Consider the following 13387-nt stretch of genomic DNA (forward strand, 5'->3'; position numbering starts at 1 on the left):
TCTAATAGCCTAGGGCGCGGTCCACCAGATGCAGGAAGGGCGCGCCCGTCTCGCCGCGACGGATGTTTTCCACGATCACCTCTGACGCAGTGTCGGCGCGGGTTTCGGCGGCGATATGCGGCGTAACGGTCACCTTCGGATCGGCCCAATAGGGGTGATCCGAAGGCAGCGGCTCTACCCGGAAAACGTCCAGCGTGGCGTGCGCAATCTGGCCGTCGTCGAGCGCCCCCAAAAGCGCGTCATCGTCAATCAGCGGCCCCCGTCCGGGATTGATGATAAAGGCGCCGCGCGGCATTTGGGCCAGGGTGTCGGCGTTGATGACATTGTTGGTGGCCGGGGTGTCGGGCATCAGCAGAACGGCGATTTCGGCCCGCGACAGCGCCTCTGACAGCCCGTCCTCGCCGTGTAGGCAACGCACACCTGCCACGTCTTTTTCGCTGCGCGACCAGCCGCTGATGTCAAAGCCAAGACCGACCAGCGTCCGTGCCACGGCCTGTCCCAGCGCGCCGAGGCCAAAGATCACGACGCCGCGTTCATGCGCCAGAGGCGGGGTGCGTTGCACCCAGTCAGTGCTGCGGTTCAGGATGTCGATGTCCAGTCCCAGATGATACCGCATGACATGGCCGGTGACCCATTCCACCATGCCCTTGGTCAGTCCCGGATCGACCATGCGGGCCAGCGGGATCGTAAGGGTCTGATTGCCTGTGATGTTTTCGACCCCTGCCCAGAGGTTCAGCACTGCCTTGGCGCGGGTGTAGGGGGTGAAATCCTGTAGCGCGCTGTTGGGCGCATAGACAATGTAATCGACGTCAGCAGGCGCGATGTCCTGTGCCAGATGGGCGTCGATCCCAGCTTTGGCCAAGGCAGCGCGCAGCGGTGCTTCGTAGATTATCCAGCGTTCGGGGCGGGCGGCAAATAGGATATTGAGGGGCATAGGCTACCTTGGTCTGTGAACATGGGCCGATTGCACCAGCCCAAAGGCCAGCAGCAGGACAAGCATCGCAGAGCCGCCATAGCTGACCAGCGGCAACGGCACGCCGACAACCGGGGCCAGCCCCATGACCATCGACATATTGACGGCAAAGAACAAAAAGAAATTAAGCGCAATGGAGAGCGTCAGCAGGGATGAAAACCGGTCCTTGTTTTTGAGCGCGGTCGCGACGCAGAACACGATGATCAGGGCATAAAGCCCAAGCAGGGAGAACCCGCCAACAAAACCGAACTCTTCGGCGAGGGTGGTAAAGATGAAGTCGGTGTGTTTTTCGGGCAGGAAGTTCAGCCGCGATTGTGTGCCCTGCATATACCCACGCCCGGCCCAGCCGCCAGACCCCAGCGCGATCTTGGACTGGGTGATGTGATAGCCTGCCCCCAGCGGGTCGGAACTGGGATCGAGAAACGTATCAATGCGGCGGTATTGGTAGTCTTTCAACAGTTGCCACGGCGTGCCGCGCGACTGGAAGACGGTTGTAACCAGCCCGATGGCCGCCGCGACCACGGCGGTGAAATACGCCCAGTGAACACCGGCCAGAAACATCACGCCACCGCCCGCCGCCAGCAGCAGGATCGCCGTGCCAAGGTCGGGCTGTTTGAGCACCAGCGCGGTCGGAACGATAATGATCATCAGCGGGAGCAACACCCAGAAGGGGCGCGAGGTCTTGCGTGCGGGCAGCCAGTCGTAATAGGCGGCGAGGAACATCACCAAAGTGATCTTCATCAGCTCTGACGGTTGCAGCCGCATGAAGCCTAAATCGATCCAGCGTTGCGCGCCCATGCCAACGGACCCGAAAAGTTCAACCGCCACAAGCAGCAGCAGCGTACCGCCATAGGCCACCCCGGCCAGGTTGCGCCACAACCAGATCGGCACCATCGCCACCCCGATCATCAACGCCATTCCAAGGCCAAAGCGTTTCATCTGAGGTTCGGCCCATGGGTCAAAACTGCCGCCTGCCACCGAGTAGAGCATCAAAAAACCGATGCCGCTGACACTGGACAGCAAAATCGCAAGCGGCCAGTTCAGGTACAGCACCTTGCGCAGACCTGTGGGGACGGATTTGACGGTATGTTCAAGATAGCTCACGCCTGATCGTTCCCGTGGATTGCCGCCTCGGGACGGACATCGCGCAGGCGTTCCTGCTGGGCGGCAATACGGGCGCGGTCGGCGGTCGGATAGGCCTCAAGCGGGGGTTCACCGCCAGCCATCGCTTGCAATAGAACGTCACGCGCAATGGGTGCTGCAGCGGTCGAACCACCGCCGCCGTGTTCCACCAGCACCGCTACCGCATAGCGCGGGGCATCATAGGGGGCAAAACTAACGAAAAGCGCGTGGTCACGCCGTTCCCAAGGCAGATCGGCGTTGCTGATCACGCCGCGGGCGCGTTCGGCGGCGGTAATGTTGCGCACCTGGCTGGTGCCACTTTTCCCGGCCATGCGCATGGCATCGTCGATGATGCGGCTGCGATAGCCAGTCCCGCGGCGGTCGTTTACCACATCGTACATGGCGCGGCGCATTTTGCGCAGGTTGTTTTCGTTCATGTTCAGCGATCCGCCCGCCCCGGTGGGCTGTTCAACGCCGTCGATGGACTTGATCAGCCGCGGCGCGATTTCGCGTCCGGTGGCAAGGCGTGCTGTCATCACCGCGAGCTGCAGCGGCGACGAAAGTGTAAAGCCCTGACCGATAGAGGCGTTCACCGTATCGCCAATCACCCAATCGGCATCTCTGTTGGCTTTTTTCCATTCCTTCGTTGGGGTCAGCCCCGCAGCGACAGACGACAGCGCCAATTCATGTTTCACCCCAAGGCCAAAGCGGTTGGCCATGGCCGAAATCTTTTCGATCCCGACCTTCAGTGCCAGGTCGTAATAATAAACATCGCAGGATTGTTTCAGCGAATTCTGCAAATCAACCCAGCCGTGGCCCGCCCGTTTCCAGCAGTGAAAGCGGCGGCCAGCGACCTCTAGATGGCCGGGGCAGTAGACGGTTTCATCGGGGCCTATGATGCCTTCTTCGATGGCGGCCATGGCCACGACCATCTTGAACGTCGATCCAGGCGGATAGGTGCCCTGCACAGTTTTGTTTACCAGCGGTCGGTATTTCGAATTCAGCAGCGGGTCATAGTCAGCCGACGATATGCCGCCGATGAACAGGTTTGGATCATAGCTGGGCGACGAGGCGAGCGCGGCCAGGTCACCGTTTTCGCAATCGATCATTACTACGGCGGCGCTTTCGTCCCCCAGACGGGCCTGCACATAGCCTTGCAGCTTGGCGTCCACCGTCAACTGAATATCGGCCCCGGCCTGGCCTTCGCGGCGGGCCAGTTCGCGCATCACGCGCCCGGTTGCGTTGACCTCGACCTGTTTGGTGCCGGCGCTGCCGCGCAGCGCGCTTTCGGCGCGGGCTTCGACGTTGATCTTGCCGATCTGGAAACGTGGGATGCGCAGCACCTGATCGGGATCTTCCAAGGCATCAAGATCCGCTTGGCTGACGCGGCCGACGCGGCCCACCACATGGGCAAAGTCGGACCCGCGTGGGTAGACCCGTGTCAGGCCCACCTCGGGTGTGACGCCAGGCAAGGCCGGGGCATTGACGCTGACACGGCTGACGTCGTCCCAACTGACATCGTCCACAATGGTCACGGGCAGAAACGGCGCCGAGCGGTTGATCTCGGCCATGGCGCGGGCGCGGACCTCAGGATCAATCTGGATCACCTGAGCAAGTTTGGCCATGACGGCATCGACATCACCGGCATCCTCGCGCACCAGTACGATCCGGTAGGACGGCACGTTCTGCGCCAACCGCATGCCGTTGCGGTCAAAAATTTCGCCCCGCGCGGGGGGGATCAGGCGGATGTTGATACGGTTCTCTTCGGCCAGCAGGCGAAACTGGTCTGCCTGATCGACCTGAAGATAGCGCATCCGCGCTGCCAGCCCGCCCATGAACAGCAGTTGCGCCCCGCCGAGCAAGGCCGCGCGGCGGGTCAGTTTGGAATGACTGGCGTCATTGTCGGCACGGTTGCGTCTCATGGCTTTGTGGCTTTCATCATACCCGCTGGCCTCACACCCTCTGGCCTAGGGCATCAAGATCGCCGGGCGCGGATTTTCGCACCCCCATCAGCCCGTGGGTGACCAGTACGATCAGGGGGTAGAATAGCACGGTCATCATCAGTTCTGAAAGGGTCAGCGCCAGGGCGGGAGGCTCGATCAGGACCAGGGCAAGGATGATCCGGTTCGCGAAGGTGATCACCGTCAGAACCAGCCCGACGGTCAGCCACTCGGCGACAAAGCTGGCATCGCGCAGGTTTCGCCCGCGCGACTTCAGGTTCTCGCAGCCCAGCAGTGCCAGCAGTGACCACAAGCCGGGGGGGCGTTGCAGCAGCAAATCGGCCAGCAGAAATGTCAGGGCAAGGAACAGCGCAGGCACGTATTCAGGCCGTCGTAGGCACCACGCAAAGGCAAAGCTGAGCAAGAGGTCCGGCCCCGCCCAACTGCGCGGCGTGGTTTCCAGCGGTAGCAGGTGAAAGAACAGGATCAAGAGCGCCAGAAAGACGAAACCGACCCGCATCAGCCATAGCCGGGTTTGTGACAGGTCGGTCACTGTTGCACCTCTTCCGGCTGCACAGTGATGTCTGCCAGCGGCCCGTTCGGGGTGATGACCTGCGCCGTGTCAGATACCTTTTCATTGCCATGGTGGCGCAGCACGCGCAGAAATTCCAGCCGTTCGTAATCGGCAGCCAGCCGCACACGAAGCCGGCCACCGGGGTCTGCAGCGACCTGACCGATCAGAAGCCCGGCAGGAAATACACCACCATCGCCCGAACTGATCACCCGGTCGCCGGGGCGCACCAGATCGGGGCTTTCAAGGAAATCAATCGGCGGCGCCGCAGAATTGTCTCCCGCGACAATGGCGCGTTGCCCGGAGGGCTGGATCGTGGCGGGGATGCGGCTGCTGGCGTCAGTTAGCAGGATCACCCGCGACGTGTTTTTAGCGACGCCCGAAATACGCCCGACAAGGCCGATACCGTCCATCGTTGCCCAGCCTTCGACGATGCCGTCACGCGCGCCGACATTCAACAGCACCGACTGCCGAAAGGGCGAGCCGGAATCGGCCAGCACCACGCCAGAGATCACGGTCAGCCGCGGGTCCAGCCGCACGTTGTTCAGATCGAGCAGGCGGGCGTTTTCCTGTTCGAGTTGCACTGCGGCTTCTTTCCAAGCCTGCATCTTGCGCAATTCCGAGCGCAGCTCGCGGTTCTGGGCCTCAAGCCGCTGATAACTTTGGTAATCGCGCAGCATGTTGATGGTGCCGGTCACCGGGGCCATGGCCCAATCGAGGTTAGGCACAAAACGGTCCGTGATTTGCGCGCGAAAGCGTTCAACGCGCGGGCTGTCGATGCGCCACAACAAAAATACGGCAGTGAGCACCAATACCAGCACAGCCAGCAGCAACCGGCGCAAAGGGCCGGTAAAATCATTGGAGCTTGATCTATCTCTGGCCATATTCCCTGAAACTCCCGCCCGGGGAGGCCGGGCATCTGCGCCGCAATCCGGGTTTGGCTATTTTGCCAGCCTTAGCTGTCGTAGTCGATGGCGTGGCGCAGTTGTTTTTCGTATTCCAGCGCCTTGCCGGTGCCAAGCGCCACACAGTTGAGCGGTTCATCGGCCACCGAAATCGCCAGCCCTGTCTGTTCTCGCAGCGCCAGGTCCAAATCGCCCAGCAACGCGCCACCGCCGGTCAGCATCACACCGCGGTCGACAATGTCGGCGGCCAGATCGGGTGGGGTGGTTTCCAGCGCGGTCATCACCGCTTCGCAAATCTGCTGTACGGGTTCGGCCAGCGCTTCGGCGATCTGCGCCTGTGTGACCTCGATTTCCTTTGGGACACCGTTGAGCAGGTCGCGGCCACGGATCTGCATTGATGTGCCGCGCCCGTCGTCGGGCATCCGCGCCGTCCCGATGGACGTTTTCACACGTTCGGCTGTGGTTTCCCCGATCAGCAGGTTCTGCTGGCGGCGCAGATAGCTGATGATTGCCTCATCCATGCGGTCACCCCCAACGCGCACCGACCGGGCGTAGACAATATCGCCAAGCGACAGAACGGCAACTTCCGTGGTGCCGCCGCCGATATCGACAACCATGTTACCAGTTGGATCAGTGATGGGCATACCTGCACCGATGGCTGCGGCAATGGGTTCTGCGATCAGTCCGGCGCGACGCGCGCCTGCGCTTAGCACTGAGGTGCGGATCGCACGTTTTTCAACCGGGGTCGCGCCGTGGGGCACGCAGACGATGATCTTGGGTTTGGAAAAGGTTGAGCGTTTGTGAACCTTGCGGATGAAGTGTTTGATCATCTCTTCGGCAGTGTCGAAATCGGCGATCACCCCTTCGCGCATCGGGCGGATCGCCTCGATGCTGCCCGGTGTGCGGCCCAGCATCAGCTTGGCGTCTTCGCCCACGGCCAGCACCTTTTTGACGCCGTCCTTGACGTGGTAGGCCACGACAGAGGGTTCAGACAATACGATCCCCTTGCCCTTGACGTAAACCAGCGTGTTTGCGGTGCCTAGGTCAATCGCCATGTCGGAGGAGAAAAGACCGCGAAATTGATCAAATATGGACATGGGCAGTGTGACCTTGCAAAAATTCGTATTGGCCCGACGACTCTATCTGAGGCGGGCTAGAGGCCCTTATAGGCTGGGGTGTCTCTGGGTGGAAGGGGGATCACCGGAAAGCTGGCACGATATCGCCGCTGCGCTATGCTAAACAGGGATCACGCAAGAAGTCAGGAAAATAGCATGCAGAAAATTCAGGTTCTTGGGGTGCACCACATCACCTTGACGGGGGCGGATCGGCAAAGCTCGATCGACTTTTGGGAGGGGGTTTTGGGTATGCCTTTCATCTTTGACCAGCCCAATCTGGACGACCCCGACGAGGGACATTTGTACTTTGATCCCGGCGACGGCCGGTTGATCACGATTTTCACTAATGAGGCGCGCAAGCCTGTGCATCGCCGCACGCCCACCGATCCGGGTTGTGTGCACCATCTCGCGTTCGAAGTGGACAGGGCAATGTTTGATCAGGCAATCGAGCGGTTAGAGGCGCGGGGCATTGGACATTCGGGGGTTAAGGACCGGGGCTTCATGTTCTCGATCTATTTCAAAGACCCGCTGGGGCTGCTCATCGAACTGGCTTGTTACACCTTTATCCCGCCGCGTGGCGCCAGCCATGCACAGGTGATGATTGAGGCGCATAAACTGCGGGTGGCGGCGGGGGATGATCATATTCAGCGCCAGCATCTGGCGGATGCCAGCGTAAAGATCGTGGAGCGTAGCCAAGCGTCACTGAGCGAAGATCGCGGGCCACAGAACCCATATCAGGGCTGAGCATCGACATCACATATTCGAATACGTAGTTGCTTTTCACGCGGAGTTGGCCGACGCTTTTGCTTTGGGAGAGAGGAACAAGCGATGAAATATCTGATATTGGCCATGTTCGTTGCAATGGCGCCTGTCATGGCGTTGGCTGAGGGCAAATCGCATAAGGTCGCGATCCATGTCGACGAAAATGATCCGCAGGTCATGAATATGGCGCTCAACAACGTCTCGAACGTGATCAGCTATTACGAATCCGTCGGTGATACGGTCGAGGTAGAGGTGGTGACCTATGGTCCCGGTCTGAACATGCTGGTTGCGGGCAAAAGCCCTGTCGAGGACCGGATCAGCGTCATGTCGCTGGAGATGGATAACGTGACCTTTGCGGCCTGCGGCAATACCCATCGTGCCATGCAGGAAAACGCCGGCAAAGACGTCCCGTTGATGTCAGAAGCCACAGTTGTGCCGTCAGGTGTGGTTCGCCTGATCGAGTTGCAAGAAGATGGATATGCCTACGTGCGACCCTGAAAATCAATGGGGCGACCCTGGAAAGGGCCGCCCCGTGATTGGTATTAACCAACGTCTTTGTAGTGGATTTCTCGTCGGTCCGTGCCGCCCTTTTCACGGCGCACAAGCAGGCGGTTCAGGGCATGGATATAGGCGCGTACCGAAGCGACAACCGTGTCAGTATCTGCTGACTGTCCGGTCACGATCCGGCCTTCTTCTTCCATCCGCACTGACACTGTGGCCTGCGCGTCGGTGCCTTCGGTCACTGCATGCACCTGATAAAGTTGCAGGCGCGCGGTGTGAGGCACCAGCACCTTGATGCAGTTGAACGCGGCATCAACCGGGCCGTCCCCGGTCTGAGAGGTCGTGTGTTCAAGCCCATCAACCGTCAGCACCATATCGGCCTTCTGCGGACCTTCGGTGCCGCAGACAACGGTCATTGATTTCAGGCGTACGCGATCTTCCTCGGGGTCGGTCGCGGTGCGCATGAGGGCGATCAGGTCTTCTTCGTAGATTTCCTTTTTGCGGTCGGCCAATTCCTTGAACCGCACAAAGACATCCTTGAGCTGGTTATCCCCCAACTCAAACCCGAGATCCTCAAGCTTGGAACGCAGTGCGGCGCGGCCCGAATGCTTGCCCATGACGATATTTGTCTCGGTCAGGCCCACGTCCTCTGGTCGCATGATTTCAAAGGTTTCAGCGTTTTTCAGCATGCCGTCTTGGTGAATGCCGGATTCGTGCGCAAATGCGTTCTTGCCGACGATCGCCTTGTTGTACTGCACTGCAAAGCCCGAAACAGCCGCGACCCGGCGCGATATGTTCATAAGCTTGGTGCTGTCGATCTGCGTGCGGTAGGGCATGATGTCATTGCGCACCTTCAGCGCCATCACAACCTCTTCAAGCGCGGTGTTGCCCGCGCGTTCGCCCAAGCCGTTGATGGTACATTCGACCTGCCGCGCACCAGCTTCGACCGCAGCAAGGCTGTTGGCCGTCGCCATGCCAAGGTCATTGTGGCAGTGCGTGGCGAAAATGATCTCATCCGCGCCCGGTACGTTTTCGAGCAGCTTACGGATCAGCTCAGCGCTTTCGCGCGGGGCGGTATAGCCGACGGTATCGGGGATGTTGATCGTCGTCGCCCCGGCCTTGATCGCGATTTCGACGGTCCGGTAAAGATAATCAAGCTCCGTCCTTGTCGCATCCATCGGGGACCACTGCACGTTCTCGCACAGATTGCGCGCATGGGTTACGGTTTCGTGGATGCGGTCGGCCATTTCGTCCTTTGTCAGGTTCGGGATGGCGCGGTGCAGCGGCGAGGTGCCGATAAAGGTATGAATGCGCGGCTGGCGGGCATGTTTTACCGCCTCCCAACAGCGGTCGATATCGCCAAGCTGGGCGCGGGCGAGACCACAGATCACGGCATTCTGGCTCTGGCGGGCGATCTCGCTTACGGCGTTGAAGTCACCTTCGGAGGCGATGGGGAAACCTGCCTCGATGATATCGACGCCCATTTCATCCAGCAGCGCTGCGATCTCAATCTTTTCGGCATGGGTCATTGTTGCGCCGGGGGATTGTTCGCCATCACGCAAAGTGGTGTCAAAAATCAAGACGCGGTCTTGTTTTGCTGTATCGGTCATTCTTGGATTCTTTCGTTTGCTAAATTCCGTGGCGCGCGCGCATGTCCCTCTGAGCGGGCGCGCCGAATGGCACGCTCAGAGGCGGATTAGCAGCAGTAGGTTGGCACGCAGCAGGCCCGCGCAGGGGCGCGGCAGGGTCGCATTATGGACGGCCTGTGTCATGGCGACTGTTATACCGGGCGTTTTTCAAATGGAAAGGGGGCAGCATGGTTTTGTTTGCCAGTTCCAGCGCGTGGCCTAGTTCGTGAGCCCAAGGAGTGACGCATGAGCCGGATTTTAATCATTGGGGCGACGGGTGGCATCGGGGCGGCGCTGGCGGCAGCCTATGGCGCGCGCGGTGATGATGTTGTTACGCTGTCGCGGTCTGCGGATGGGCTGGACCTGACGGATGACGTGTCGGTGCGCCGTCTCTTGGGCATGCTGACGGGACCGTTTGACGCGATCATAATTGCAACCGGGGCCTTGGAGATTGCCGGAGCGGTGCCCGAGAAAACCATCCGCGATGTTACACAACAGGCGATGCTGGATCAGTTCGCGCTCAATGCTGTGGGGCCAGCGTTGGTTTTGTCTCATGCGGCGGGGCTATTGCCGCGCACAGGGCGCTGCGTTTTTGCCGTGCTATCGGCCCGGGTTGGGTCCATCGGGGACAACAGGATCGGCGGGTGGATCAGTTATCGTGCGGCCAAGGCTGCGGTGAATCAGATCGTTCATACCGCCGCAATTGAACTAAGCCGCAGCCATCCGCAAAGTATTTGCGTGGCGCTGCATCCCGGCACGGTACAGACGCCCTTTACCGAAAAATATCTGGGCCGCCATCCGTCTGTCCCAGCTGCCGAGGCGGCGGAAAACCTGATTGGGGTGATGGACGGGCTGACCGCAGCGGACAGCGGCGGATTTTTTGATTGGGCTGGCAAGGCCGTTGTCTGGTGACACGGCTGATTTTAATACTGGGTGATCAGCTCAGCCTTGATCTGACCACGCTGCGTGGGGCGGACCGAAACACCGATGTCATCGTGATGGCAGAGGTGCGCGATGAGGCAGAATACGTCCGGCACCATCCCAAGAAGATCGCGCTGGTCTTTGCCGCCATGCGCAAGTTTGCAGCGCAACTGCGGCAAGACGGCTGGGAGCTGCGGTATACCGAATTGGATGACCCTGAGAACGCAGGGTCCATTGTTGGCGAATTGTTGCGCCGCGCCGAAGAAACAGGCGCTAAGGCAGTGATGGTGACAGAGCCGGGCGAGTGGCGGCTGATCGACAAGCTGACTTATGCCCCGATCAAGACCCATATCCTGCCGGATGACCGTTTTCTGGCCAGCCATGACGAATTTGATCAATGGGCAAAGGGCAGGAAGGCCTTGCGGATGGAGTATTTCTACCGCGAGATGCGCCGTAAAACGGGGCTGATGATGGAGGGCGATGACCCGGCAGGGGGCAAGTGGAACTATGACCACGACAACCGCAAACCGGCGCGCGAGGACCTCGACCTGCCGCAGCCTGTGAATTTTGAACCAGACAAGACCACGCGTGCGGTGCTGGATCTGGTAGGCAAACACTACGGCGACAACTTTGGTGATCTGGAGCCATTCGGATTTGCCACCACGCGCGACGAGGCGCTGAGGGTGCTGGACCATTTCATCAAGAACGCCCTGCCGCGGTTCGGCGATTACCAAGATGCCATGCTACAGGGCGAGGCGCATTTGTTTCACGCGCTCATATCTCCCTATCTCAACCTGGGTTTGCTGGGGGTGATGGAGGTCTGCAAGGCCGCCGAAAAAGCGTGGCAGGACGGCGATGTACCGATCAACGCGGCCGAAGGGTTCATTCGTCAGATCATCGGCTGGCGCGAATACATGCGTGGCATCTATTTTCACGAGGGGCGCGACTACACCGCGCGCAATGTGCTGGATCACCAGCGGGATCTGCCGGGATTTTACTGGGGTGGTGAAACCAAGATGAACTGTATTGCGCAGGTGGTTGGCCAGACCCAGACCCATGCCTATGCGCATCATATTCAGCGGCTGATGGTCACCGGGAACTTTGCCTTGTTGGCTGGGATCGACCCGGCGCAGGTGCATGAATGGTATCTTGAGGTCTATGCCGACGCCTATGAATGGGTCGAGGCGCCCAATACCCTGGGCATGAGCCAGTTTGCTGATGGCGGGGTGATTGCCTCAAAACCTTACGTGTCATCGGGGGCGTATATCAACCGGATGTCAGACCACTGCAAACATTGTAGCTATAGCGTGACGGCGAAAACCGGCGATAGGGCCTGCCCTTTCAACCTGCTGTACTGGCATTTTCTGGATCGGCACCGCGACCGTTTTGCGGGCAATCCGCGGATGACCAACATGTATGCCACCTGGGACAGGATGGACGCAGACCGCCGCGCCACGGTTTTGCAGGACGCCGGGGAGTGGCTGGCGCGGCTTGATAGAGGTGATGTGGTGTGAACGCCTGCGTTCGCGTTGTTAGCCATGGCTTTCACGGCTGTCGTCGGGAGCTTCGTCACGATCGAACATGCCGTAATCGCGGATCACATGGGCGATGCGCAGATGGTAATCGGTGAAAATTCCCCCGCGCCCGGCCTGTTGCGCGCCACGGTGCGCTGTCAATTGACGCCATTTTGCAACCGCCTCCTCATCGCGGAAGAAGGACAGCGATAACAGCTTTTCGGGGTTGGTCAGGCTTTGAAACCGCTCGACCGAGACGAAACCGTCCACCTGTTCCAACAGCGGGCGCATCTTGGCGGCGATGGCAAGGTATTCCTCACGGCGCGCAGGGTCAGGATAAACTTCGAAAATTACGGCAATCATTCGGGCGCTCCATGTGGCGATGACACCAGCTTAAGAAATGTGCGGTCCTCGCGCAGCAGAAACTTTTCCGATTGAGCAAAGTCGTAGTTTTCGCGACCCAAAGGATCGTCGCGCAGCCGCGCGCGGTAGGTTTCATACGCAGCCAGATCGGCGACATTGTAGATGCCATAGGCCAGCGTTGATGATCCTTCATGCGGGGCATAATAGCCGATCAGATCAGCGCCGCAGCGTGGGATTGCCTGACCCCAATTGCGCGCATACTGGGCGAACTCTGCGTGTTTGGTGGGGTCGATTTGATAGCGGATGATACAGGTCAGCATGGTTTTTCCTTTCGTGCTGTCCCTTTGATAGATGATTGCGCGGCGTCAATGCTTCGGCTAGCGTCGAAGTATGAAGGAAGGCCCAGACATATCCCGCATTGCGGCGTTGATCGGTGATCCGGCACGCGCCAATATCCTGACCGCGCTGATGAGTGGCAAGGCCCTGACAGCCACTGAACTGGCGGGCGAAGCGGGTGTAACGTTGCAAACCACCAGCGCGCATCTGGCCAAGCTGGACGCAGGCGGCATGATTAGCTGTCGAAAATCCGGGCGGCACAAGTATTTCACCCTCGCGGGGGCCGAGGTCGGTCATGCGCTTGAGGCGCTGATGGGGCTGGCGGCGGGCGCGGGGCATCTGCGCAACCGCACCGGACCGCGCGATGCGGCGCTGCGGGAGGCACGGGTGTGCTACAACCATTTGGCAGGGGAAAAAGGGATCGCGCTGTATCAAGGGCTGCTGTCGCGCGGACATCTAAAGGAAGATGGCACAGAGGTGACCCTGACCGACAGCGGCGCGGCGTTTCTTGATAGCTTCGGTATTGATCTTGCCACGCTCAGGCGCAGCAAAACGCCGCTTTGTCGGTCCTGTCTGGACTGGAGCGCGCGGCGCAATCACTTGGCCGGGTCGGTCGGGCGCGCGCTGCTGACGCAGATGCAGGCGTTGGGCTGGGCTGAGCGGGTTGCGGACACGCGGGTGGTGGCGTTTACGGCTGTGGGCGCGGCGGCGTTTCAGCGGCAGTTTGGCTGACGGT

General features: G+C 60.1%; 14 protein-coding genes. 5 read left to right on the forward strand and 9 right to left on the reverse strand.

The genetic code is table 11. The features are described from left to right. Position 1: 1 nt before the first annotated feature. From AC1965_RS02370 to AC1965_RS02395, 6 genes are all read right to left on the reverse strand, one after another. Positions 2–934, reverse strand: a complete 933-nt coding sequence (locus AC1965_RS02370; RefSeq protein ID WP_483885707.1) for a 2-hydroxyacid dehydrogenase — start codon at positions 932–934, stop codon at positions 2–4. Positions 935–937: 3 nt separating this feature from the next. Then, entirely contained in the window at positions 938–2077 is a 1140-nt protein-coding gene (rodA, locus tag AC1965_RS02375) for a rod shape-determining protein RodA (protein WP_483885708.1), read from the reverse strand. Beyond that, on the reverse strand, positions 2074–4017 hold the full coding sequence (mrdA, locus tag AC1965_RS02380) for a penicillin-binding protein 2 (protein ID WP_483885709.1): 1944 nt from the start codon (positions 4015–4017) through the stop codon (positions 2074–2076). The genes rodA and mrdA overlap by 4 nt, the downstream gene beginning before the upstream one ends. 31 nt (positions 4018–4048) lie before the next feature. Then, on the reverse strand, positions 4049–4588 hold the full coding sequence (locus AC1965_RS02385; RefSeq protein ID WP_483885710.1) for a rod shape-determining protein MreD: 540 nt from the start codon (positions 4586–4588) through the stop codon (positions 4049–4051). Then, positions 4585–5490, reverse strand: coding sequence for a rod shape-determining protein MreC (gene mreC / locus AC1965_RS02390; RefSeq protein ID WP_483885711.1), 906 nt, complete (start codon positions 5488–5490; stop codon positions 4585–4587). The genes AC1965_RS02385 and mreC overlap by 4 nt, the downstream gene beginning before the upstream one ends. Positions 5491–5561: 71 nt before the next feature. Next, positions 5562–6608, reverse strand: a complete 1047-nt coding sequence (locus tag AC1965_RS02395; RefSeq protein ID WP_483885712.1) for a rod shape-determining protein — start codon at positions 6606–6608, stop codon at positions 5562–5564. A gap of 174 nt (positions 6609–6782) precedes the next feature. On the opposite strand from AC1965_RS02395, the gene AC1965_RS02400 reads away from it, so the two are divergent. Together AC1965_RS02400 and AC1965_RS02405 are read left to right on the forward strand one after the other, a co-directional pair. Continuing rightward, the gene (locus AC1965_RS02400) at positions 6783–7370 is read left to right on the forward strand and encodes a VOC family protein (RefSeq protein WP_483885713.1); all 588 of its coding nucleotides are present in this window, start codon (positions 6783–6785) and stop codon (positions 7368–7370) included. An 84-nt stretch (positions 7371–7454) separates the two neighbouring features. Further along, on the forward strand, positions 7455–7886 hold the full coding sequence (locus AC1965_RS02405; RefSeq protein WP_483885714.1) for a DsrE family protein: 432 nt from the start codon (positions 7455–7457) through the stop codon (positions 7884–7886). 44 nt (positions 7887–7930) lie between these two features. Here the strand turns inward: AC1965_RS02405 and AC1965_RS02410 are convergent, their stop codons facing one another. Next, positions 7931–9499 carry a 2-isopropylmalate synthase gene (locus AC1965_RS02410; RefSeq protein WP_483885715.1) on the reverse strand — a complete coding sequence of 523 codons (1569 nt, stop codon included), beginning with the start codon at positions 9497–9499 and terminating at the stop codon, positions 7931–7933. Between the two features lie 264 nt (positions 9500–9763). Between AC1965_RS02410 and AC1965_RS02415 the strand changes: the two genes are divergently transcribed. Both AC1965_RS02415 and AC1965_RS02420 read left to right on the forward strand, forming a co-directional pair. Then, the gene (locus tag AC1965_RS02415; RefSeq protein WP_483885716.1) at positions 9764–10429 is read left to right on the forward strand and encodes an SDR family NAD(P)-dependent oxidoreductase; all 666 of its coding nucleotides are present in this window, start codon (positions 9764–9766) and stop codon (positions 10427–10429) included. Next, the gene (locus tag AC1965_RS02420; protein ID WP_483886966.1) at positions 10423–11952 is read left to right on the forward strand and encodes a cryptochrome/photolyase family protein; all 1530 of its coding nucleotides are present in this window, start codon (positions 10423–10425) and stop codon (positions 11950–11952) included. The genes AC1965_RS02415 and AC1965_RS02420 overlap by 7 nt, the downstream gene beginning before the upstream one ends. A gap of 18 nt (positions 11953–11970) precedes the next feature. On the opposite strand, the gene AC1965_RS02425 is transcribed toward AC1965_RS02420, so the two are convergent. Continuing rightward, entirely contained in the window at positions 11971–12315 is a 345-nt protein-coding gene (locus AC1965_RS02425) for an antibiotic biosynthesis monooxygenase family protein (RefSeq protein WP_483885717.1), read from the reverse strand. Next, positions 12312–12635: an NIPSNAP family protein gene (locus AC1965_RS02430; protein ID WP_483885718.1), complete on the reverse strand. Its 324-nt coding sequence runs from the start codon at positions 12633–12635 to the stop codon at positions 12312–12314. The genes AC1965_RS02425 and AC1965_RS02430 overlap by 4 nt, the downstream gene beginning before the upstream one ends. 70 nt (positions 12636–12705) lie before the next feature. Between AC1965_RS02430 and AC1965_RS02435 the strand changes: the two genes are divergently transcribed. Beyond that, positions 12706–13383 (forward strand): ArsR/SmtB family transcription factor, encoded by a 678-nt coding sequence (locus AC1965_RS02435; protein ID WP_483885719.1) that lies wholly within the window; start codon positions 12706–12708, stop codon positions 13381–13383. Positions 13384–13387: the final 4 nt, after the last annotated feature.

The sequence above is a fragment of the Sulfitobacter sp. KMM 9851 genome (genome assembly GCF_057178245.1).